At 61.4% G+C, this 22,615-nt stretch carries 21 protein-coding genes and 1 riboswitch; of the genes, 13 read left to right on the forward strand and 8 right to left on the reverse strand.

The window, feature by feature from the left end; all coding sequences use genetic code 11:
• Positions 1-23: 23 nt before the first annotated feature.
• Positions 24-1,454, forward strand: a complete 1,431-nt coding sequence (hldE, locus tag ACUXAC_RS19380) for a bifunctional D-glycero-beta-D-manno-heptose-7-phosphate kinase/D-glycero-beta-D-manno-heptose 1-phosphate adenylyltransferase HldE (protein ID WP_019453075.1) — start codon at positions 24-26, stop codon at positions 1,452-1,454.
• A gap of 52 nt (positions 1,455-1,506) precedes the next feature.
• Here the strand turns inward: hldE and ubiK are convergent, their stop codons facing one another.
• On the reverse strand, positions 1,507-1,782 hold the full coding sequence (gene ubiK / locus ACUXAC_RS19385; protein WP_004937216.1) for a ubiquinone biosynthesis accessory factor UbiK: 276 nt from the start codon (positions 1,780-1,782) through the stop codon (positions 1,507-1,509).
• A gap of 145 nt (positions 1,783-1,927) precedes the next feature.
• A riboswitch (FMN riboswitch) is annotated at positions 1,928-2,088 on the forward strand.
• A gap of 109 nt (positions 2,089-2,197) precedes the next feature.
• On the opposite strand from ubiK, the gene ribB reads away from it, so the two are divergent.
• On the forward strand, positions 2,198-2,851 hold the full coding sequence (gene ribB / locus ACUXAC_RS19390) for a 3,4-dihydroxy-2-butanone-4-phosphate synthase (RefSeq protein ID WP_033636071.1): 654 nt from the start codon (positions 2,198-2,200) through the stop codon (positions 2,849-2,851).
• Between the two features lie 53 nt (positions 2,852-2,904).
• Here ribB and ACUXAC_RS19395 read toward each other — a convergent pair whose 3' ends face one another.
• Positions 2,905-4,437 (reverse strand): alkaline phosphatase, encoded by a 1,533-nt coding sequence (locus ACUXAC_RS19395; RefSeq protein WP_283439974.1) that lies wholly within the window; start codon positions 4,435-4,437, stop codon positions 2,905-2,907.
• Positions 4,438-4,759: 322 nt separating this feature from the next.
• On the opposite strand from ACUXAC_RS19395, the gene ygiD reads away from it, so the two are divergent.
• Positions 4,760-5,542 (forward strand): 4,5-DOPA-extradiol-dioxygenase, encoded by a 783-nt coding sequence (gene ygiD / locus ACUXAC_RS19400; protein ID WP_033636069.1) that lies wholly within the window; start codon positions 4,760-4,762, stop codon positions 5,540-5,542.
• Positions 5,543-5,589: 47 nt separating this feature from the next.
• On the opposite strand, the gene ACUXAC_RS19405 is transcribed toward ygiD, so the two are convergent.
• Together ACUXAC_RS19405 and ACUXAC_RS19410 are read right to left on the reverse strand one after the other, a co-directional pair.
• Positions 5,590-6,750, reverse strand: a complete 1,161-nt coding sequence (locus ACUXAC_RS19405) for a glutathionylspermidine synthase family protein (protein ID WP_087763609.1) — start codon at positions 6,748-6,750, stop codon at positions 5,590-5,592.
• A gap of 3 nt (positions 6,751-6,753) precedes the next feature.
• Entirely contained in the window at positions 6,754-7,422 is a 669-nt protein-coding gene (locus tag ACUXAC_RS19410; protein WP_033644601.1) for a DUF1190 family protein, read from the reverse strand.
• A gap of 353 nt (positions 7,423-7,775) precedes the next feature.
• Between ACUXAC_RS19410 and ACUXAC_RS19415 the strand changes: the two genes are divergently transcribed.
• Genes ACUXAC_RS19415 through dhaM form a run of 4 tightly spaced genes read left to right on the forward strand, consistent with a single transcriptional unit; the run spans position 7,776 to position 12,088 of the window.
• Positions 7,776-8,876, forward strand: a complete 1,101-nt coding sequence (locus tag ACUXAC_RS19415) for a glycerol dehydrogenase (protein WP_060424753.1) — start codon at positions 7,776-7,778, stop codon at positions 8,874-8,876.
• 51 nt (positions 8,877-8,927) lie between these two features.
• Positions 8,928-9,998, forward strand: coding sequence for a dihydroxyacetone kinase subunit DhaK (dhaK, locus tag ACUXAC_RS19420; RefSeq protein ID WP_060424756.1), 1,071 nt, complete (start codon positions 8,928-8,930; stop codon positions 9,996-9,998).
• A gap of 9 nt (positions 9,999-10,007) precedes the next feature.
• On the forward strand, positions 10,008-10,640 hold the full coding sequence (dhaL, locus tag ACUXAC_RS19425) for a dihydroxyacetone kinase subunit DhaL (protein ID WP_387444974.1): 633 nt from the start codon (positions 10,008-10,010) through the stop codon (positions 10,638-10,640).
• A 17-nt stretch (positions 10,641-10,657) separates the two neighbouring features.
• On the forward strand, positions 10,658-12,088 hold the full coding sequence (gene dhaM, locus ACUXAC_RS19430; protein ID WP_387444972.1) for a dihydroxyacetone kinase phosphoryl donor subunit DhaM: 1,431 nt from the start codon (positions 10,658-10,660) through the stop codon (positions 12,086-12,088).
• Here the strand turns inward: dhaM and dhaR are convergent.
• Positions 12,085-14,034 (reverse strand): dihydroxyacetone kinase operon transcriptional regulator DhaR, encoded by a 1,950-nt coding sequence (dhaR, locus tag ACUXAC_RS19435; protein WP_337046831.1) that lies wholly within the window; start codon positions 14,032-14,034, stop codon positions 12,085-12,087. The genes dhaM and dhaR overlap by 4 nt on opposite strands.
• A gap of 150 nt (positions 14,035-14,184) precedes the next feature.
• Entirely contained in the window at positions 14,185-15,696 is a 1,512-nt protein-coding gene (hasF, locus tag ACUXAC_RS19440; RefSeq protein WP_060441012.1) for a multidrug efflux transporter outer membrane subunit HasF, read from the reverse strand.
• A gap of 346 nt (positions 15,697-16,042) precedes the next feature.
• Between hasF and nudF the strand changes: the two genes are divergently transcribed.
• The 6 genes from nudF to ACUXAC_RS19470 all read left to right on the forward strand — a co-directional run bounded on the left by nudF (position 16,043) and on the right by ACUXAC_RS19470 (position 21,479).
• Positions 16,043-16,675 carry an ADP-ribose diphosphatase gene (nudF, locus tag ACUXAC_RS19445; RefSeq protein ID WP_004937242.1) on the forward strand — a complete coding sequence of 211 codons (633 nt, stop codon included), beginning with the start codon at positions 16,043-16,045 and terminating at the stop codon, positions 16,673-16,675.
• Positions 16,675-17,100 (forward strand): DUF1249 family protein, encoded by a 426-nt coding sequence (locus tag ACUXAC_RS19450; RefSeq protein ID WP_004937244.1) that lies wholly within the window; start codon positions 16,675-16,677, stop codon positions 17,098-17,100. Before nudF ends, ACUXAC_RS19450 begins: the two co-directional genes overlap by 1 nt.
• 27 nt (positions 17,101-17,127) lie before the next feature.
• Positions 17,128-17,955 (forward strand): 3',5'-cyclic-AMP phosphodiesterase, encoded by an 828-nt coding sequence (gene cpdA / locus ACUXAC_RS19455; protein ID WP_004937250.1) that lies wholly within the window; start codon positions 17,128-17,130, stop codon positions 17,953-17,955.
• Positions 17,955-18,539 (forward strand): esterase YqiA, encoded by a 585-nt coding sequence (gene yqiA, locus ACUXAC_RS19460; protein ID WP_038879469.1) that lies wholly within the window; start codon positions 17,955-17,957, stop codon positions 18,537-18,539. Before cpdA ends, yqiA begins: the two co-directional genes overlap by 1 nt.
• Before the next feature lie 46 nt (positions 18,540-18,585).
• Positions 18,586-20,481: a DNA topoisomerase IV subunit B gene (parE, locus tag ACUXAC_RS19465; RefSeq protein ID WP_025304305.1), complete on the forward strand. Its 1,896-nt coding sequence runs from the start codon at positions 18,586-18,588 to the stop codon at positions 20,479-20,481.
• An 83-nt stretch (positions 20,482-20,564) separates the two neighbouring features.
• A complete protein-coding gene (locus tag ACUXAC_RS19470) occupies positions 20,565-21,479 on the forward strand; it encodes a LysR substrate-binding domain-containing protein (RefSeq protein WP_060424765.1) in 915 nt (304 codons plus the stop codon).
• A gap of 5 nt (positions 21,480-21,484) precedes the next feature.
• Here ACUXAC_RS19470 and ACUXAC_RS19475 read toward each other — a convergent pair whose 3' ends face one another.
• Positions 21,485-21,793, reverse strand: a complete 309-nt coding sequence (locus ACUXAC_RS19475; protein WP_033638602.1) for a putative quinol monooxygenase — start codon at positions 21,791-21,793, stop codon at positions 21,485-21,487.
• Positions 21,794-21,826: 33 nt separating this feature from the next.
• A complete protein-coding gene (locus ACUXAC_RS19480; protein WP_038879461.1) occupies positions 21,827-22,408 on the reverse strand; it encodes an NAD(P)H-dependent oxidoreductase in 582 nt (193 codons plus the stop codon).
• Between the last annotated feature and the right edge of the window lie 207 nt (positions 22,409-22,615).

Here is a 22,615-nt window from a genome sequence, read left to right on the forward strand (position 1 = left end):
TTGTACTTTTTTGGAGTTATCGGATGAAAGTTACGCTGCCTGATTTTCGCCGCGCCGGTGTGCTGGTGGTCGGTGACGTCATGTTGGATCGCTATTGGTACGGGCCGACCAGCCGCATTTCACCGGAAGCCCCGGTGCCGGTGGTCAAGGTCGATACCATCGAAGAGCGTCCCGGCGGCGCGGCTAACGTGGCGATGAACATCGCTTCGCTGGGTGCCACTTCCCGTCTGGTGGGCTTGACCGGCATCGACGATGCGGCGCGGGCGCTGAGCGCCAAGCTGAATGAAGTCAACGTGCGCTGCGACTTCGTCTCGGTGCCGACCCATCCAACCATCACCAAGCTGCGCGTGCTGTCGCGCAACCAGCAGCTGATCCGTCTCGACTTCGAAGAAGGCTTCTCCAACGTCGATCCGCAGCCGATGCTGGAGCGCATTCAGCAGGCGTTGCCGCAGATTGGCGCGCTGGTGCTGTCCGATTACGCCAAGGGCGCGCTCAGCCAAGTGCAGGGGATGATCCAACTGGCGCGCGCCGCCAAGGTGCCGGTGCTGATCGATCCGAAAGGCTCTGACTTCGAGCGCTATCGCGGCGCGACGCTGCTGACGCCGAACCTGTCCGAGTTCGAAGCGGTGGTGGGCCACTGCAAGGATGAGGCGGAACTGGTGGAACGCGGCATGAAGCTGGTGGCGGATTTCGAGCTGTCGGCGCTGTTGGTCACCCGTTCCGAACACGGCATGACGCTGCTGCAGCCGGGCGTTGAGCCGCTGCACCTGCCGACCCAGGCGCAGGAAGTGTTTGATGTGACCGGCGCCGGCGACACCGTGATCGGCGTGCTGGCCGCCTCGCTGGCCGCCGGCAATTCGCTGGAAGAGTCCTGTTTCCTGGCCAACGCCGCCGCCGGCGTGGTGGTGGGCAAGCTCGGTACTTCCACCGTGTCGCCCATCGAGCTGGAAAACGCGGTGCGCGGCCGGGCCGAAACCGGCTTTGGCGTGATGACCGAAGCGCAGTTGAAACACGCCGTGGCGCAGGCGCGCCAGCGCGGCGAGAAAGTGGTGATGACCAACGGCATCTTTGACATTCTGCATGCCGGCCACGTCTCTTATCTGGCCAACGCCCGCAAGCTGGGCGATCGCCTGATCGTGGCGGTGAACAGCGACGCCTCGACCAAGCGCCTGAAAGGGGAAACACGCCCGGTCAACGCGCTGGAGAACCGCATGATCGTGCTGGGCGCGCTGGAAGCGGTGGATTGGGTAGTGCCGTTCGAAGAGGATACGCCGCAGCGCTTGATCGCCGACATTCTGCCGGATCTGCTGGTGAAAGGCGGTGATTACAAACCGGAAGAGATTGCCGGCAGTGCGGAAGTGTGGGCCAACGGCGGCGATGTCAAAGTGCTGAACTTTGAAGACGGGCTGTCGACCACCAACATCATCAAAGCGATCAAAGACGGGCGCGGCTAACGCCGGGCGACCTAAAGAACAAGGGCGCGCGGTGCGCGCCCTTGGCGGGAATTTATTCGTCTTCCTGCTTGGCGGCCGGTGCCGCGCTCAGTTTGCTTTCCAGCTCGGCCATGCGCTGTTCCAACAGCGCCAGCTTCTCGCGGGTGCGCAACAGCACCTGAGTCTGTACGTCGAACTCTTCGCGGTTAACCAAATCCAGGCGGGTCAGCTGCGACTGCAGGACCTGACGGATTTTTTTCTCAACGTCTTCCCCGAATTCACGAACGCCTTTAGGCATGGACTCATGAACCTGGCGTGCGATTTGTTCGATTTTTTTCGGGTCAATCATGGCGTATCCCTTTCAGAGTTTAATAGCTGCCGCTTAGTGTAATGCGAGTTGCCCGCCGGATAAACCATTAAGCGCATTCGCCGTGCGTGGCCGAATTGTGCTTTTGCCAATTGCCCTGCCTACCCATTAGCGTTATAGTCATCCTGCTTATTCTCAGGGCGGGGTGAAAGTCCCCACCGGCGGTAAATCACCTTCTACGGTGAAAGCCCGCGAGCGCTCAGCCAGCCTGTCAGGGCCGGTTAGAGGTCAGCAGATCCGGTGTAATTCCGGGGCCGACGGTTATAGTCCGGATGGGAGAGAGTAACGGTATCTGCCGGGCTTGCGCCCGCTTGCGTTATTTTTTTAGCTATTGCTAGCTACTCCTCAAGATCGCCCTGGTTCTGGTAATCCATAATTTTTAATGAGGTTTTTTACCATGAATCAGACGCTACTTTCAGACTTCGGCACGCCGACAGAACGCGTTGAACGCGCGATTGACGCACTGCGCAACGGGCGCGGCGTAATGGTGCTCGATGATGAAAACCGTGAAAACGAAGGTGACATGATCTTCGCCGCGGAAACCATGACTGTTGAGCAGATGGCGCTGACCATTCGCCACGGCAGCGGTATCGTGTGCCTGTGCATCACCGAAGAACGCCGTCAGCAGCTTGAGCTGCCGATGATGGTGACCAACAACTCCAGCCAATTCCAGACCGCCTTCACCGTGACCATTGAAGCGGCGCAGGGCGTGACCACCGGGGTTTCCGCTTCCGATCGCCTGACCACCATCCGTGCGGCGGTGGCAGACAGCGCCAAGCCGAGCGACCTGAACCGTCCGGGCCACGTGTTCCCGCTGCGCGCGCAGCCGGGCGGCGTGCTGAGCCGTCGCGGCCACACCGAAGCGACCATCGATCTGGTTTCCATGGCCGGTTTCAAACCTGCCGGCGTGCTGTGTGAACTGACCAATGACGATGGCAGCATGGCGCACGCGCCGGAAGTGATCGCCTTCGCCAAACAGCACGACATGGTGGTGCTGACCATCGAAGATCTGGTGGCCTACCGCCAGGCGCACGAGAAAAAAGCCAGCTGATAGCCGGCCGCTTTCAACGATAAAAAAGCCGCGTAACGCGGCTTTTTTTGTGGCTACCGTTTTGACAGGCGTTCGCCGATGCGGCTGGCGTAATTCATCACGTGGAAGGTGTAGTTCTCCTCCACCGTGCCCTGGAACAGATGGGCCCAGGGGCCGATGGCGTAGATGCCGAGATCTTCCCCGCCGTGGGTCTCGCTTTTCAGCGGGACCAGCGCCGGCTGAATAAAGTCGGGCGCGGTGGCCTGCTCCATGGTCAATGCCGGGCGTTCGGCCAGTGGGATCGTGCCGCCGGGGCCATTGGCGAAGCCGACGGTGGTGTAAGGCTTGCCGTCGCTGCCCAGCAGCGGTTTGCCGTTGACCCCCACGGAAATACCGAGGATAGGATTACCCCGCTTGGCATAGCCGGCGATGGTGAGTGTGTGGCTGTGATCGCCGGTCACGATTACCAGGGTTTCGTCCAGATTGACCTTGTCGACGATGGTTTTCACCGCTTCGTTCAGGGCGACCGCGTCGCTCAGCGTGCGGTAGGCGTTACCGCTATGGCTGCCGTGATCGATGCGTCCACCCTCCACCAACAGCAGGTAGCCCTCGGGATTCTTGGCCAGAATATCGATGGCCTTGCCGGTCATTTCCGCCAGCGAAGGTTCTCCCGCCGCGTCTTGCCGCCGATCGTGCTCGAAGTTCATGTGCGACGGCTCAAACAGGGCCAACAGGTGGTCGATCTTACCCGGCTCGATTTTGTCGAACTGCGCCTGATTCCATACGTATTGCCCTCGCTCGCCATAGCGTTGTAGCCAGGCCTGCGTCAGATCGCGGCCATCCTTTCTGGCGCCTGTCTTGCCGGGGTATTCCGGATCGCTCACGCTGTCGGGCAGGAAGTTGGCGCGCCCGCCGCCCATTGCCACGTTGAGGCCGTTGCCGTACTTCATTTCCACCAGTTGGCGCGCGATGTCGCGGCAGCCTGCGGCCAGGGCCGCTGCCGGCATTTTTGCGTCGGATTCCCAATCGCGGTTGGCGATATGGGCATAGGTCGCGCCCGGCGTGGCGTGGGTGATGGTCGCGGTCGTCACGGCGCCGGTGGACATGCCGAGCGTTGCGGCCATCTCCCACAGCGTGGTGACGGCCTTGGTTTGCTGGTCCTCGCAATTGTTGAGGGTCGCCGTATGGTTGAGGCCCATCAGATCGTTGATGGTTTTGACGCCGGTAGTCATCGCCACAGCGCTGGGCGCGGAGTCGGTGATTTGGGCGTCGGCGGAGTAGGTTTTGGCCGCCGCCAGATAGGGGAAGGCCTCCCAGGCCAGCACGTTGGATTCGCCGTCCACGCCGCGCTGCTGCCCTTCAAAAATGCGGGCGGCGGTCACGGTGGAAAACCCCATGCCGTCGCCGACCACCAGAATGACGTTTTTGGCGCGGTTGGTGTTTGGCGTCTGTTTCAGCCGCTGTTGCAGCTGAGCTTGCGCCTGAAGAAAGTAAGGGTCTTCGCGCTGCGTCAGCTGCGCGTTGTCCGCTGTGCCGGCGGTTGCCGTCCAGCCGGCGAATAAGGACATGGAAAGCGCCAGGCGGGTTGCCAGTGTGAGTCTGAACATGAATTCCTCCTTGGTGAGACGTAATTCCCATTGCGCGGCGGGGCTGTCGGCACCCGTCGGCAGAGGAGGAGTGTATAGATTGTGTTAACAAAAAATACATAAATTGTTCACAAATTGGATCTGTGTGGCAGTAATGCCATGACATTCATGTTTGTTATTAATCTATTGAAATATATAAATTTTTTATCTTTCTGTCTGCCGGCGCATTCCTCCGTTTTTAATTCAAATTTATTGAATATCTTCATCACGGTTATCCGGCTGTGTTGGTGCGGCAAAGCGCGTAATGTAGCGGCATAGCACAATTTGAACTAAGGATCTCCCTATGAACACCTCTCGTATGCCTGCACTGTTTCTTGGCCACGGTAGCCCGATGAACGTGCTGGAAGACAATCGTTACACCCGGGCATGGCGTGCGTTGGGTGAGTCATTGCCGCGCCCGAAGGCGATCGTGGCGGTTTCCGCACATTGGTATACCCGCGGCACTGCGGTTACCGCGATGGAAAAACCCAAAACCATTCACGACTTCGGCGGGTTCCCGCAGGCGCTGTTCGATACCCGTTATCCGGCGCCGGGCTCTCCCGCGCTGGCTGCGCAGCTGCAGCAAATGCTGGCGCCGGTGCCGGTAACGGCCGATCTGGGCGAGTGGGGGCTGGATCACGGCACCTGGGGCGTCTTGATCAAGATGTATCCCAATGCCGACATCCCGGTGGTGCAGCTCAGCGTCGACGGCACGCAGCCGGCGGCCTATCACTATGAACTGGGCCGCAAACTCGCTGCGCTGCGCGATGAGGGGGTGATGATTGTCGCCAGCGGCAACGTGGTGCACAACCTGCGCATGGTGAAATGGCAGGGCGATACCAGCGCCTACCCGTGGGCGGAATCGTTCAATAACTTTGTCCGGGATAACCTGCGTTATCGGGGTGATAACCATCCGCTGGTGGATTTCATGCGCCATGAGGGGGCGGCGCTGTCGAATCCGACGCCGGAACACTATCTGCCGTTGCTGTACGTGCTTGGCGGTTGGGATGGAAAAGAGGCCATCAGCGTGCCGATCGACGGTATCGAAATGGGGGCGCTGAGCATGCTGTCGGTGCAGGTGGGGTAAAGAAAAACGCCAGTCAGAGACTGGCGTTTTTGTCTTCGGCGGGGCGATCAGCCGAGAATGGTGTGCGGGTAGAAGCGCGACAGATCCTGCGTGATCAGTTCGCGATCTTCGCGCAGACCGATGCCGCAAGGTTGATCGTTCACCAGCCAGCTGCCGATCAACGTGTAGCTGTCTTCGAACTTCGGCAGAGGATGGAACTGCTGCACGATCATGCCCTCTTCGCCGTATGGCCCATCGACGCGCGCCACTTCCTGACCGTTTTCGACGATCTGGATATTGGCGCCTTCGCGTGAGAACAGCGGTTTGGTGACGTAATGATCCATCGGCGGATGATCGTCTTGCGCGAAATAAGCCGGCAACAGATTTGGGTGGTTCGGGAACATTTCCCACAGCAGCGGCAGCAGCGCCTTGTTGGAGATGATGCTCTTCCAGGCCGGCTCCAGCCAGCGCACGCCGGCGTCTTCGAGCTTGGTGGAGAACATCTCGCGCAGCATGAATTCCCACGGGTAGAGCTTGAACAGGTTGCCGATCACCTGATCCTGCAGATCGGTAAACTGGCCTTTCTCGCCGAGGCCAATCTCTTCCATGAACAGGAACTCGGTCGGCAGACCGGCTTCCTGCGCGCAGTCCTGCAGATATTGCACCGTGCCGCGATCTTCTTCGCTGTCCTGGCAGCAGGCCAGGTGCAACAGGCCGAAGCCGTGATGTGCTTTCAGCTCGGCGAAACGCTCGATCAGCTTCTCCTGCAGGCTGTTGTACTGATCCGACTCCGGATCCAGCTTGCCGGCGTTGATCTGGTCTTCCAGCCACAGCCACTGGAAGAAGGCCGCCTCATACAGCGAGGTTGGCGTATCGGCGTTGTTTTCCAGCAGCTTCGGCGGGTTGACGCCGTCGTAGGCCAGATCGAGACGCGAGTACAGCGACGGCTGGTGGGTGCGCCAGGAGCTGCGCACGAACTCCCAGGTGTGTTTCGGGATGCAGAACTTGGCCATCAGCTCGTCGCTGCCGACCACTTTTTCTACCACCTGCAGGCACATCTGGTGCAGCTCCGCGGTGGCGCTTTCGATCTCTTCAATCTGCGCCAGCGTGAACTGGTAATAGGCGTCTTCACACCAGTAGGGCTCGCCGTACATGGTGTGGAAACGGAACCCGAACTCGGTCGCTTTTTCACGCCAGTCCGGGCGCTCGGTAATAGCAATACGTTTCATGCATCAACCGCCCATGCTGCGAGAGCCGGAGTTGGAGGTGGCGCTGCTGCGCTGCATGCTGGTCTGCTTGGCCACGGTCTCGCCGAAGCCGCCGCGGGTCACGGTGTTGGTGACCGCAGGCTTCGGCGCCATGGCGGTTTTCGGCACCGTCATGGTGCGGCCGCCGGCGGTGGCCGGGCCGTAGCTCTTGCCGCTGGCGTCGACAAACTTGCCGTTCGCCGGGCTGGCGGCGTTCTTGGAGGTGAACAGTGGCTGCTGCGCGAAACCGGAGCCGCCCATCAGGCGACCCATCATGTAGCCCGCCATCAGCGGCATCCAGAAGCTGCCGCTGCTTTGCGATTCCGCCGCCATGCCGGCCTGCGCCGGAGCCGGCGCCTGGGTGCACTGCGCTTCGCCGAACTCGGCGACGCAGTCTTCGCGGGTAGCGTATTTCGGCGCGGTTTTCGCCGCTTCTTTCAAGGCGTTGTTGTAGGCGGTGGTGCACTGCTCGCTCATCGAAGGATTGGCGCGCGAACAGTCATCGGCATTCTGATACAGGGAGACCGTTTCATCGCTCTTCTCGCAGCCGGCCAGCATAAAGACAGCGCTGATCGCCAAAGCCACGGGCGCGACACGGTAGCTGCGCCAGGATTTGCGGAACGTCTCTTGGTTGATGTTTTTTGTCCGTTTCATCGTTATCAATCCCATCATGCGGGCTGTTTTCGCCCTTTCCCAGTAGTGGCGCTAAGGATAGGGGAAACATGGTCAAAATTAAAGCTGAAACGCCCGCAGAATCGACTCTTTACGCAGTTATACGTTGGGGTGTGCGCCAGTTCGCTTTCGCGGCGAAAAAACGCGCGTTGGCGTTTCATCATGAAACGTTATCGCTATGATGATGTTCCATAATGGAACAAAAATCGCGAGGCTCGCCAGGCGGGCGGCGGGCGCTCATAGTCGAAGCACAACAACAAGCCGGCGGCGAAGTCGGCGCGTCATCACCTGATATCTGAACGTTACCATCGCCAACTCCCTACAAGGATCCGGTTATGTTGAGAATCATCCAGTCACCAGGCAAATATATTCAGGGCGCCAATGCGCTGGCCGCCGTCGGCGAATATGCCAAATCCCTCGCCGATCACTACCTGGTGATCGCAGACGACTTCGTGATGCAGCTGGCGGGCGACACCCTGATGGGCAGCCTGCAGCAGCACGGCGTGAAACATCACGCGGCCCGCTTCAACGGCGAATGCTGCCGCAAAGAGATAGACCGGCTCGGCCATGAGCTGCAGGCTCACGGCTGCCGCGGCGTGATCGGCGTCGGCGGCGGCAAGACGCTCGACACCGCCAAGGCCGTGGCGCACTACCAACAGCTGCCGGTGGTGCTTATTCCCACCATCGCCTCCACCGATGCGCCGACCAGCGCGCTGTCGGTCCTCTACACTGAACAGGGCGAATTCGCCGAATACCTGATTTACCCGCGCAACCCGGACATGGTGGTGATGGACAGCGCCATCATCGCCAAAGCGCCGGTGCGCCTGCTGGTGGCCGGCATGGGCGACGCGCTCTCCACCTATTTCGAAGCCCAGGCCTGTTTCGACGCCCAGGCCACCAGCATGGCCGGAGGCAAATCGACGCTGGCGGCGCTCAGCCTGGCGCGGCTGTGTTATGACACGCTGCTGGCGGAAGGGGTAAAAGCCAAACTGGCGGTCGAGGCCGGCGTGGTGACGGAAGCGGTGGAGCGCATCATTGAGGCCAATACCTATCTGAGCGGCATCGGCTTCGAGAGCAGCGGGCTGGCGGCGGCGCATGCCATTCACAACGGTTTTACCGTGCTCGAGGAGTGCCACCACCTGTATCACGGCGAGAAAGTGGCGTTCGGCACCCTGGCACAGCTGGTGCTGCAGAACAGCCCGATGGCGCAGATTGAAACCGTGTTGGCGTTTTGTCATGGCATCGGCCTGCCGATCACGCTGGCGCAGATGGGCGTCACCGGCGATGCGACGGCGAAGATCATGGCGGTGGCCGAGGCCAGCTGCGCCGCCGGCGAAACCATTCACAACATGCCGTTCAAGGTCACCCCAGCGGGCGTGCAGGCGGCGATCCTGACGGCGGATAGGCTGGGCGCCGCCTGGCTGCAGCGTCATTGATACCCTTGGGGCGCGGTGCGCCGCGCCCCTGTTCTTACAGAGGAAACCATCGTGAAAAAACTGATTAATCAGGTCGAGTCGGTGTTGGAAGAGCAGTTGCAGGGGCTGGCGGAGGCCCATCCCGAGCTGTTGGTGCACGCGGATCCGGTGTTCGTGACCCGCGCCGACGCGCCGGTGGCGGGCAAGGTGGCGATCCTGTCCGGCGGCGGCAGCGGCCATGAGCCGATGCACTGCGGTTTCGTCGGCGAAGGGATGCTCGACGGCGCCTGTCCGGGCGAGATTTTTACCTCGCCGACGCCGGATAAAATGTACGAGTGCGGCCAGGCGATCGACGGCGGCGCCGGGGTGTTGCTGCTGATCAAGAACTACACCGGCGACGTGCTCAACTTCGAAACCGCCACCGAGCTGCTGCACGACAGCGGCGTCGCGGTGGCGACGGTGCTGGTGGATGATGACGTGGCGGTCAAAGACAGCTTGTTTACCGCCGGGCGGCGCGGGGTAGCCAACACCGTGCTGATGGAGAAGTTGCTGGGCGCCGCCGCGGCGCGCGGCGACGATCTGGACAGCGTGGTGACGCTGGGGCATCGCATCAATAACCACGGGCATTCGATCGGCATCGCGCTGGGGGCTTGCACCGTGCCGGCCGCCGGCAAGCCGTCGTTCACCCTGGCGGAGAACGAAATGGAGTTCGGCGTCGGCATTCACGGCGAGCCGGGCATTGCGCGCCGCCCGTTTACCACGCTCAACGCGGCGGTGGACGACATGTTCCATACGCTGATCGACCACGGCCACTATCAGCGCACGATCCGCGTCTGGGATCGTCAGCAGGGCGAGTGGCGCGACGAGATGCAGACTAAGCAGCCGCTGACGCGCGGCGATCGGGCGATCGCGCTGGTCAACAACCTGGGCGCCACGCCGCTGTCCGAGCTGTATGGCGTGTACCATCGATTGGCGGAACGCTGCGCCGAGGCGGGCATCATTATCGAACGCAACCTGGTGGGCTCTTATTGCACCTCGCTCGATATGCAGGGCGTGTCCATCACGCTGTTGAACGTGGACGACGAGCTGTTGTCCTTGTGGGATGCGCCGGTGAAAACGCCTGCGCTGCGTTGGGGTTGCTGAGGAGGAATCATGGCGTTGACCAAACAACAGGTTGTCGATTGGCTGATGCGTTGCGGCGAGGTGTTCAGCCGGGAGCGCGATTTTCTGACCCGGTTGGATACCGAGATCGGCGATGCCGACCACGGTTTGAACATGAATCGCGGTTTTAACAAGGTGGTAGAAAAACTGCCGTCGGTGGCGGACAAAGATATCGGCTTCATTCTGAAAAACACCGGCATGACGCTGCTGTCGAGCGTGGGCGGCGCCAGCGGCCCGCTGTTCGGCACCTTCTTCATCCGCGCGGCGCAGGCGGCGAACGCCAAGCAAAGCCTGGATTTGGTGGAGCTGCATCAGATGATGCAGGAGGGGGTGGAAGGCGTGGTGATGCGCGGTAAAGCGGAGCCGGGCGACAAAACCATGTGCGACGTCTGGTGGCCGGTGGTGGACAGCCTCGGTCAGTCCGCGCAGCAGAACCTGAGCGTGGCGGAGGCGCTGCAGCGCGCCGCCGACAGCGCCGAGCGGGCGGTGGAGAGCACCATCACGATGCAGGCGCGCAAGGGGCGGGCCAGTTACCTGGGCGAGCGCAGCATCGGCCACCAGGATCCCGGCGCCACTTCGGTGATGCTGATGATGAAAACGCTGGCCGAGGTCGCCAGTAGTTAGCTGTAGCAGGAGGCGAGATGATTAATATCGTGGTGGTTTCGCATAGTGCGTTGCTGGCGCGCGGCGTTGAGCAGTTGGCGCGGCAGATGATGCGCGGCGATGGCTGCAAGCTGGCGCTGGCGGCGGGCGTGGATGACGAGGAACACCCGATCGGTACCGACGCGGTCAAAGTGATGGAGGCGATTGAAGCGGTTGCTGACGGCGACGGCGTTCTGGTGCTGATGGATTTGGGCAGTGCGCTGCTCAGCGCGGAAACTGCGCTCGATTTGCTGGACCCGGGCTTGGCCGCCAAAGTGCGGCTGTGTGCGGCGCCGCTGGTCGAAGGCACGCTGGCGGCGGTGGTCGCCGCCAACTCCGGCGCCTCGCTGGAGCAGGTAGTGGCGGAGGCGCAGGGTGCGCTGCAGGCTAAACAGGCGCAGCTGGGCGAGGCCACATCTACGGCGAAAAGCGCGGCTTTGCCGCTGGCGCAGGGCAAAAGCGCAACCTGGACGGTGCAAAACCCGCATGGGCTGCATGCGCGCCCGGCTGCGCGGTTGGTTGAGACGTTAGCGCCGTTCAAGGCCGAGCTGGTGCTGGAAAAGCAGGGGCAGTGCGTCGATCCGCGCAGCCTCAATCAGCTGGCGCTGCTGCAGGTGCGCCACGGCGACACCATTCGCCTGATCGCCGACGGCGCACAGGCGGACGAAGCGCTGGCGGCGTTCAAAGCGCTGGCGGAACAACATTTCGGCGAGACGGTTTCCGAGCGGCAGCAGCCTTCGCTGCACGGTATCCCGGTGGCGGAAAGCGTCACCAGCGGGCCGCTGTTCCAGGCCCACAGCTTCTGGCCGTCAACCGTCGATCGACGGATCGGCGCGGACGAGGTGTTGGGCGAACAGCAACGCCTGCGGGAGGCGCTGCAGCACACCCTGAGCGATCTGAACCGGCTGGCGGAACGTACCGGTACGCTGATCGGCAAGCCGCAGGCGGCGATCTTCGGCGCCCACAGCATGCTGTTGGACGATCCGGATCTGCAGCAGGCGGCTTACACCCGCATCGCGCAACAGCTGTGCTGCGCCGAACAGGCCTGGCGGCAGGTGCTGGAAGCGATCGCCGAAGAGTACCGCGAACTGGATGACGACTACATGCGGGCGCGTGAACTGGACGTGCGCGACATGCTGCGCCGCACGCTGTGCCACCTGCAGGGGCTGCCGCTGCCGGCCATCGCGCTGGCAGAGCCGTCGATACTGGTGATGGACGAGCTGATGCCTTCAGAAGTGGTGATGCTCGACAGGCGGCTGGTGCTCGGCATCTGCCTCAGCGGTGGCAATGCCCTGTCGCACAGCGCCATTCTGGCGAAGGCGATGGGCATTCCGATGGTGGTCGGCATGCAGGATTGCCTGAGCAAAACCCGCAGCGGGCAGAAGGCAATGCTGGACGCCGCGCGCGGGGTGTTGCAGCTCAGCCACTAGGCACGCAGCTTGAACTGGCGGATGTCGATCCCGTGCTGTTTGATCTTCCGCCACAGGGTGGTGCGGCCGATGCCCAGCAGCTGCGCCATCTCCGTCAGCTGACCACGGCTGACGGTCGCCGCACGGAGGATCGCCTGGCGCTCCATGTCCGTCAGCGTCAACAGCGGCGCGCCGGGCTGCGGATCGCTCTCCAGCAGCGATGGCTGGCCGAGCAGGTGTGCCGGCAAATCTGCTAACTGGATGTGGTGGCCGTGGCAGATCATCGCCGCGCGCTCCACCACCCCTTTCAGTTCCAAATCGTTGCCCGGCCACAGGTAGAGCGCCAGCTGGGCCATCACTTCGTCATCCACCCGAAAGCGACACTGAAAGTGTTGCTCCAGCGCGCGCAGATGGTGTTTGACCAGCAGCGGAATATCGCTCAGCCGCTGGCGCAGCGGCGGGATCTGGATCTCGAAAGCTTGCAGGCTGTAAAACAGCTGGCGGCGGAAGCGGTTTTGCTGCACCAGCAGCGGCAGATCGGCGGCGCTGCCGGCGATCACCCGCACATCGACCGGGATCACCCGGCTGGAATTGAGGCGGATCACCACGCCGGTTTTCAGCACCTGCAGCAACGCCGACTGCATCTCAGCCGGCAGGTATTCGATCTGTTCGAGGTACAGCGTACCGCCGTTGGCCAATTCGAATTTGCTCAGCTGGCCCGCCTCTTCTTCGCTGGCGTCGCTGCCCAGCAGCTCACGCAACCCCTGCGCCTGCGGCAACAGCTGGCAGTTGAGGGCGATATACGGCCCGGCGGCGCGTTCGCCGGCGTTGTGGATAGCCTGGCTGAGCCGCTCTTTGCCGACCCCTTCCTCTCCGCGCAGCAGGATTGGATGCTGGCCCTTGGCCGCCTGCTGCCCGTAACGGATCAGCCGCCGCATCTCCAGCGAGGCGGAGGGCATCTGCTCAAAGCTGTGGCTGACGCGCCCCAGCTGGCTGCTGACGTACTGGCGCAGCCGCTCGAGCGGGTGCAGCAGGGCGATGAAACTGCAGCGATCGCCGTCGAAAATCGGCTTGAGCGTCAGCAAGGCGGCGATAAACTGCCGCTGACTTTCGAAGGTGACTTCGACGTGTTGCAGCGGCTGCCGGTCGGCGATGGCGCGCTTGAGCAGGGCGGGCAGCGTCAGCAGCTGCGCCAGCGGTTTGCCCTGGCTCTGCTGTTCGTCCAGCTTCAGCAGGCCGGCGGCGCGCTGGTTGATGTATTGCAGGTAGCCACGGTGATCCCAGGCCATAACGCCGTCGTCCACGCCGTCCAGCAGGCCGTAAAGCTGATTCAGATGGCGGTTGGATTCCGCCAGCAGGCCGTCGGCGTTCAGCGAATTGCCGATTTCGCGGGCGATGGCCAGCGTCAGCGACAGATCGCCGGCGGCGCAGTCGGCCAGCAGGCAGCCCAGCGCGATCGAGCCGCGTTGGCGGCCGCTGTTGTCGTAGACCGGCGTCGCGCAGAATGACCAGCCGTGCAGCGCCCGGCGCACGTGCTCCTCGCCGCTCACCCGCACCGGGTGGCCTTCCGTCGCCGCCAGCGCCGGGGCGTTGGTGCCGATCTGCCCCTCGGCCCAGTAAGCGCCGGGGGCGAACCCCAATGGCTGCAAAAGTTCCCAGGTCTGGGTGTCGCCGCAGCGCCACAGCATGCAGCCGCTCTCGTCGAGGATCATCAACAGGCAACGCCGTGGCTCCATGTATTCGCAGGCGTCTTCCAGCGCCGCCTGGCCGAGCGTCAGCAGGTCGTTCTTGCGGCGGCAAATCGATTCGAAGGTGGCGCCCTGAGCGCGGTGCGGTGCCTGCCAAACGTCGGGCTGCATCAGGCTGCGGCAGCGTAGCCAGGAGGCGTAAATCGCCTGTGCCGGGCGCAGCGGCGGCGGCAGTTCGCCGTCGTTAATCAAGCGCTGCCAGCGTGAATCGTTGTCCATCGAACCTCATCCAGACTGCGAAAACGAGAGTGACGATGATACCACCTGAGGCAGCGACGGCTGTGAGGCGGCGGGCAGAAGTGGGGAAATCGGGGCAAAAAAAACGGGGCGCGGCGCAGGCCGGACCCCGTGTTTATCAACGCGCGCGCATCAGTTGCGGAATGGGTTGCCGCTGTTGCGTGCCGGTTGGCTGACGGCCGGTGCCGCAGCGCGTGTGGCGCTTGGTGCCGGCGCGGCGGTTTGCTGCATTGGCGCATTGTCCTGATAACCGTCCGCATAGGCGTCCTGAGCGCGGTTCTGCGGTGCCACGGCGTCAGGTGCGGTCGACACCGGTTTACCCAACGCGCCATTCAACAGCAGCAGATCGTTCTGGTTCAGCGTGCCGAGCGCCGACTTGATGTTCAGCTGGTTGATCAGATAGGTATAACGCGCGTCGGACAGCTGACGTTTGGCGTTATACAGGGTGGTGGTGGCGTCCAGCACATCGACGATGGTGCGGGTACCGACCTGATAACCGGCTTCCATCGCATCCAGCGAGCTCTGTGCGGAGATCACCGCCTGTTTGTAGGCGTTGATGCTGCTGATCGAGGCATTGACGTTGTTGAACGACGAACGCACGGTCTGCACCACGCTGCGGTGTGAGCTTTCCAACTGCTCACTGGCGCCGACGAAGCCGTACTGCGCCTGTTTCACCTGGGAATTGGTCGCGCCGCCGCTGTACAGCGGCAGGTTGAAGCTGATGCCGACCTTATTTTGGCCCGCATCGGAATCGCTGTAGCGTGCGGCATTCGCGCCTCCGGTGTTGGAGCCGTTGTATTTGGTATTGCTGATGCCGGTTGACGCGCTGACGTCAATCGTCGGCATATAGCCGGTTTGGGCTGCGCGGATTTGCTCGCGCGCCAGATCCTGGCTCAGACGGGCGGACAGCAGGCTCAGGTTACGTGCTTCCGCTTCTTTCAGCAGGTTGTTCACCGCTTCCGGGCGCTGGGTACTGAAGCGATCGGTATTCAGCGAGGCCAGTTCCGGGTAGAAGGCACCGGTCACCTGGCGCAGCGTTTCGAGCGCATTATCCAGATCGTTGCGGGCGGAGACTTCCGCCGCCAGCACGGTGTCATAGTTCGAGCGGGCGTTCTGCACGTCGGTGATCGCCACCAGGCCCACGTTGAAGCGTTGGGTGGTTTGATCCAGCGTGCGGTATACCGCATCTTTCTGCGCCTGGGTATAGGACAGCGTGTCGATCGCTTTCAGCACGTTGAAGTAGGCAGTGGCGGTGTTGAGAATCAGCGATTGCTCTGCGGTCTGGAAGGTGACGTCGGAGATGCCGGCGGTCTTTTCCTGCAGTGTCAGCTGGCGCCATTTCGACATGTCGAAAATAGTTTGCGTCAGCGTCAACGAACCGCTGGTCACGTTGCTGTTAACGCCGTTGCTGTCACGATAACCGTTGGTGTAATCGTAACCTGCGGCTAAACCGAGCTGCGGCAGCAGCGGGCTGCGCGCTTCATTGATCTTTTCGAATGCGGCGTCGCGGTCAGCAGCACTTTTGCGCAGATCCGGGTTACTTTCCCTGGCCTGTTTGTAGACCTGCAGCAGGTTCTCTGCCTGGCTCATTGCACTGAAGCCGCCCAGGCTCAGTCCGATAAGAAGGGGGAGCAGTTTCTTCATTTGCATTCCTTGTTGTGCAGCAATATTGCTATGTTAGCGCTGACGATAGACGAAATAGTTGCCGATTCTAGCAGAGTCTGCGGTACGCATCAGGTGGCTGAATGTGCCATCTCGCGTAACTTTTACCTTTCAGACCGCCCATTTACCTTGGCAAACTGCCCGGGTCGGCTGCAGCTGATATTATGGCTGACAATCCGGATTGTTTCCCACTATTACATGCGAGCGCACAAACGTGCCGCATCCGGCGGCGAAAAACAGCCTAACATAAAGCCGCGGCGGAGAGTCCCACTGTTTCTGTCATCAAAACCGTTTATTTTATCGGCATACTACGCAGGAGAATTCGCACATGAACCGTTCGCAGCCGTCACCCGTCACTTTCGATAAAAAAGATGTAGAAATTATTGCACGCGAGACGCTGTATCGTGGTTTTTTTTCACTCAATTTATACCGGTTTCGCCATCGCTTGTTCAATGGTGAAATGAGTCCTGAAATCACGCGTGAAATTTTCGAGCGCGGCCATGCGGCGGTGCTGCTGCCCTACGATCCGGTGCGCGACGAAGTGGTACTGATTGAACAACTGCGCATCGCCGCGGTCGATACCAGTAATTCGCCCTGGCTGCTGGAAATGGTGGCGGGTATGATCGAAACCGGCGAAAGCGTCGAAGACGTGTGCCGCCGCGAAGCGCAGGAAGAGGCCGGCGTGGTGGTCGGGCGCTGCAAGCCGGTGCTGAGCTATCTGGCCAGCCCGGGGGGCACCAGCGAACGTCTGTCGATCATGGTCGGCGAGGTAGACGCCGGCACCGCCGAAGGCATCCATGGCCTGGCGGAAGAACATGAGGATATCCGCGTCCACGTGGTCAGCCGCGAGCAGGCTTACCGCTGGGTGGAGGAGGGCGCGATCGATAACGCCGCATCAGTGATTGCATTGCAATGGCTGGCGTTGCACCATGAATCGTTGAGAAAAGAGTGGGCCAACTAATGAAACAGCGCTATACCCCTGATTTCCCCGAAATGATGAGATTGTGCGAAACCAACTTCGCGCAATTGCGCCGCTTGTTGCCGCGCAACGACGAAGCGGGCGAAACGGTGACTTATCAGGTGAACGGCGCCGGCTATCGTTTGACCATCGTTGAGTCCACGCGTTACACGTCGCTGGTGGAGATCGAGCAGATCTTTCCGGCGGTCAGCTACTGGAGCCTGCCCGCGATGACGGTGCGGCTGTACCATGACGCCATGGTTGCGGAAGTGTGTTCCAGTCAGCAGATCTACCGCTTTAAAGCGCGTTATGATTATCCTAATAAAAAGTTGCATCAACGCGACGAAAAGCATCAAATTAACCAGTTTCTTGCTGATTGGCTGCGCTACTGTTTGGCGCATGGAGCGATGGCGGTTCCGGTTTGTTAGACAGACTGAAATAACAAAGGACACCATTTGGAAAGCCTGTTTAAACTGCCCGTGGCGAGTGGGGCCGCGGTCAGGATTCTACAAATAACAGATACCCACCTTTTTGCCGGCGAACACGAGACGTTGCTCGGCATCAATACCTATCGCAGCTATCACGCGGTGCTGGACGCCATCCAGGCGCAGCGCCGCGATGTCGACTTGATCGTCGCCACGGGAGATTTGGCGCAGGATCATTCGCAGGAGGCGTACCGTCACTTCGCCGCCGGCATCGCGCAACTGCCGGCCCCCTGCGTGTGGCTGCCGGGTAACCACGATTTTCAACCGGCGATGGTCGACGCGTTGGCCGCCGCCGGTATCGCGCCTTCCAAACAGGTGCTGCTGGGCGATAACTGGCAGGTGCTGATGTTGGACAGCCAGGTGTTCGGCGTGCCGCACGGCGAATTGAGCGAATACCAGCTCGAGTGGATGGAGCGCTGCCTGCAGGCTCACCCCGAGCGCTATACGCTGTTGCTGCTGCACCATCATCCGCTGCCTTCCGGCTGTACCTGGCTTGATCAGCACAGCCTGCGCAACCCGCATATGCTGGGTGCGATCTTGCTGCGTTATCCGAAAGTGAATACCGTAGTGTGCGGGCACATTCACCAGGATCTGGATCTGGAATGGCAGGGCCGGCGCCTTTTGGCGACGCCCTCGACCTGCGTGCAATTCAAGCCGCACTGCACGAACTTCACCATCGACGACGTCTCCCCCGGCTGGCGCTACCTCGATCTGTTGCCGGATGGCCGCGTCGAGACGCAGGTGTTCCGCCTGGAAAACGACGATTTCCGCCCCGATATGGACTCGGATGGATACTGATGCCTTCGACACTGCTCTACCTGCACGGTTTCAACAGCTCGCCGCAGTCGGCCAAGGCGGTGGCCTTCAAGGCCTGGCTGGCTGAGCACCATCCCGATATCCAGATGCTGGTGCCGCAGCTGCCGGCTTTTCCGGCGGAGGCCGCCGAGATGCTGGAGAATCTGGTGCTGGAGCGCGCCGGCCAAACGCTCGGGTTGGTCGGCTCTTCGCTCGGCGGCTATTACGCCACCTGGCTGTCGCAGTGTTTTTCGCTGCCGGCGGTGGTGGTCAACCCGGCGGTCAAGCCGTTTGAGCTGCTGGTCGACTATCTCGGCGCCAACGAGAACCCCTACACCGGCCAGCAATATGTGTTAGAGTCTCGTCACGTTTACGATCTGAAAGTGATGCAGATCGATCCCTTGGAGTCGCCGGATTTAATCTGGCTGCTGCAGCAAACGGGCGATGAAATTCTCGATTACGGCCAGGCAGTGGCGTATTACACCGCGTGTCGGCAAACGGTGGAGTCGGGTGGAAACCACGCCTTCGTCGGTTTCGAGCACTACTTCCCCCAGATTGTGGATTTTTTAGGGCTAAACGCGGTCTGACGGACCGTTCCGGCACCTCCCTTTAACCACGAAAAAATAATCAACGATGACTCAATCCAGCTATAACGCTGATGCCATTGAAGTACTCAGCGGTCTAGAACCAGTGCGCCGTCGTCCCGGCATGTATACCGACACGACGCGCCCAAACCACCTCGGCCAAGAGGTGATCGATAACAGCGTCGACGAAGCGTTGGCTGGTCACGCCAAGCGTATCGACGTGATTCTGCACGCCGATCAGTCGCTGGAAGTGATCGACGACGGCCGCGGCATGCCGGTGGACATCCACCCGGAAGAGGGCGTGCCGGCGGTTGAGTTGATCCTGTGCCGGCTGCACGCCGGCGGTAAATTCTCGAATAAAAACTACCAGTTCTCCGGCGGCCTGCACGGCGTTGGCATCTCGGTGGTCAACGCCCTGTCGAAACGGGTGGAAGTCAATGTGCGCCGCGACGGCAACGTCTACGGCATCGCCTTCGAAAACGGCGACAAGGTGCAAGATCTGACGGTGACCGGCACCTGCGGCAAACGCAATACCGGCACCAGCGTGCACTTCTGGCCGGACGAACAGTTCTTCGACAGCCCGCGCTTCTCGGTATCGCGCCTGACTCACCTGCTGAAAGCCAAAGCGGTGCTGTGCCCCGGCGTCGAGATCTATTTCATCGACAAGGTGAACAACACCGAACAGCGCTGGTGCTACCAGGACGGTCTGACCGACTACCTGATGGAAGCGGTCAACGGCCTGATTACCCTGCCGGAAGCGCCGTTCGTCGGCAATTTCGCCGGTGATACCGAAGCGGTGGACTGGGCGCTGCTGTGGCTGCCGGAAGGCGGCGAGCTGCTGACCGAAAGCTACGTCAACCTGATCCCGACCATGCAGGGCGGCACCCACGTCAACGGCCTGCGTCAGGGGCTGCTGGACGCGATGCGCGAGTTCTGCGAATTCCGCAATATTCTGCCGCGCGGCGTGAAGCTGTCGGCGGAGGATATCTGGGATCGCTGCGCCTACGTGCTGTCGGTGAAGATGCAGGATCCGCAGTTCGCCGGGCAGACTAAAGAGCGTCTCTCGTCGCGCCAGTGCGCGGCCTTCGTTTCCGGCGTGGTGAAAGACGCCTTCAGCCTGTGGCTGAACCAGAACGTTCAGGCGGCGGAACAGCTGGCCGAGCTGGCGATCTCCAGCGCCCAGCGCCGTCTGCGCGCCGCCAAGAAAGTGGTGCGCAAGAAGCTGACCAGCGGGCCGGCGCTGCCGGGCAAGCTGGCGGACTGCACCTCGCAGGATCTGGCCATGACCGAACTGTTCCTGGTGGAAGGGGACTCGGCGGGCGGATCGGCCAAGCAGGCGCGCGATCGTGAATATCAGGCGATCATGCCGCTCAAGGGCAAGATCCTGAATACCTGGGAAGTCTCCTCGGACGAAGTACTGGCCTCGCAGGAAGTGCACGACATTTCCGTGGCGATCGGCATCGATCCGGACAGCGAAGATCTCAGCCAGCTGCGCTACGGTAAAATCTGCATCCTGGCGGATGCGGACTCCGACGGCCTGCACATCGCCACGCTGCTGTGCGCGCTGTTCGTGCGCCACTTCCGTTCGCTGGTGAAAGGCGGCCATGTCTATGTCGCCATGCCGCCGCTATACCGTATCGATCTCGGTAAAGAGGTGTTCTACGCGCTGGATGAAGAAGAGAAAGCCGGCGTGCTGGAACAGCTGAAGCGCAAGAAGGGCAAGCCGAACGTACAGCGCTTTAAAGGGCTGGGCGAGATGAACCCGCTGCAGCTGCGCGAAACCACCCTCGATCCGAACACTCGCCGTCTGGTGCAACTGACGGTGGCAGAGGATGACGTCGATCAGACGCTGGCGGTGATGGACATGCTGTTGGCCAAGAAGCGTTCGGAAGATCGCCGCAACTGGCTGCAAGACAAGGGCGACATGGCCGAACTGGCGGTCTGAGCCTGACCCTGGCCCGGTGAAACGCTGGGCCTGCTTTCCCGCAGGGCGTTGCATGCGGCGCCCGTCAACCTGGGGCGAACCGCGTGAAGATCACCCTCGAAGAGCTGCTGGCGTTCACGGCGGTGGTCGACAGCGGTTCGGTCACCGCCGCCGCCGATCGGCTCGGCCAAACCACCTCCGGCGTCAGCCGCGCACTCAGCCGTCTGGAAACGAAGCTCGACGCTACGCTCTTGCGCCGCACCACGCGTCGCCTGAGCCTGACCGAAGAAGGGCAGAGCTTCCTGGCGCCTGCGCGCGAAATCCTGCGTTCGGTAGATCAGGCCGAAGAACTCATGGCGCTGCGGCGCCGGCTGCCCGCCGGTCGGCTGCGGGTCAACGCCGCCGCCCCTTTCATGGCGCACGTGCTGGTGCCGATGGTGGCGGAGTTCCGCCGCCGTTATCCGCAGATTGAGCTGGAGCTGGACACCGACGATCGCAATATCGACCTGCTGGAGAAACGCGCCGACATCGCGATCCGCATCGGCGCGCTGCGCGACTCTACGCTGCACGCGCGCCTGCTGGGCAACAGCCGGTTGCGCATTCTCGCCAGCCCGGATTACCTGCAACGGCATGGCGAACCGCGCGGCGTGGAAGATCTGCACCGCCATTGCCTGTTGGGATTCACCTATCCGGAGTCGCTGAACCAGTGGCCGCTACGCCACCGGCAGGCGCGGCATTTCGCCATCGAACCGACGATCTCGGCCTCCAGCGGGGAGACGCTGCGCGAGTTGGCGCTGCGTGGGGCGGGCATTGTCCAGCTGGCGGACTTTATGACGCGACGCGATCGGGAAGCGGGCAGGCTGGTGCCGCTGCTGGTGCGGGAGACGCTGGACGTGCGTCAACCGATCCACGCGGTGTATTACCACGACGCCCAGCTGGCGGCGCGCCTCACCTGTTTTCTCGACTACGTCAGCGCCCGCCTTGAGGGAGAACCGCCAGAGGCCGCAGAGGGCCTCTGAGGGGATTACAGTGCGTTTTCCAGCACGTAGATCTCGGTGCCCAGCACGTAGTCCTTGATGGTCTCGCGGTGCTTGAGCATATGGTCGATCTGCAGGTGTTTTTCCAGATGCGCCTGGCTTTGCCATTTTTCCAGCATAAACACCGAGTCTGGCGACAGTTTCTGCCAGGGGGCCTGGGTGTGGCTGTCTACCATCGGCGTGTATTCGCCGCAGCCTTCTTCCGCCAGCACCAGTGGCACCAGTTTTTCAATGGCTTGTAACACGGTGGCGCGGTGGCCGGGTTTGACTTTGATTTCTGCGATTACGGTGATCATCATTACCTCGTTGGTTAAGCCCTTCGCTGCCAGTTAAGCAAAAATTTCCGCCAGATGCTCGCGATAACGTGCGATGTCCGTTTCGATATCCGGTTGTTTTATCACGTCATTGCAGATAAAGGTTGGCAAGGCTTCCATCCCCAGGAACTGGTTGGCCTTGTGGAAGTGCAGGTAAACGCCGTCGACGCCGACGCCGTGGAAGAACTGGTTCGGATCGGTGAAAGCCTCGAGCGGGGCGTTCCAGGTCAGGCTCAGCAGGTATTTTTTTCCCTGAATCAGGCCGCCGGAACCGTACTTCTTGCCGGCGTCGGAGCGGGTGCGGCCATCGCTGGCGTACAGGCTGCCGTGGCCGGCGGTGAACACTTCGTCGATGTATTTTTTCAGGATCCACGGCTCGCCCATCCACCAACCCGGCATCTGATAGATGACCGCATCGGCCCACAGGTATTTCTGCACCTCGGCCTCGATGTCATAGCCGTCGTCGACCACCGTGACCTGCACATCGTGCTGCAGATCGCGCAGGAAGCTTTCCGCCACGTCGCTCAGGGTTTGGTTGAGTTCGCCGTTGGAATGGCCGAATTGCTTTTTAGCGTTGATAATCAGGATATTGCTCATCTTTTGCGGCTCCCGTCAGAGTTAAGATAGATGCCGTTTTCCGCTGCGGTGCGCAAAAACAGCTTGCTGAACGAGAGTGTAATCGTTGGCCAGGCAAGTAAAAACGTGACGGCAGGCACAACAGTGTTGATTCTTAATCAACAATCACGGTGGGATTTTGCCTAAACGCCCCGGCGACAGCGCCTTCGGCCGGCGATCCTTGCGCCA

The organism is Serratia sp. 121840015-1, from assembly GCF_053627655.1.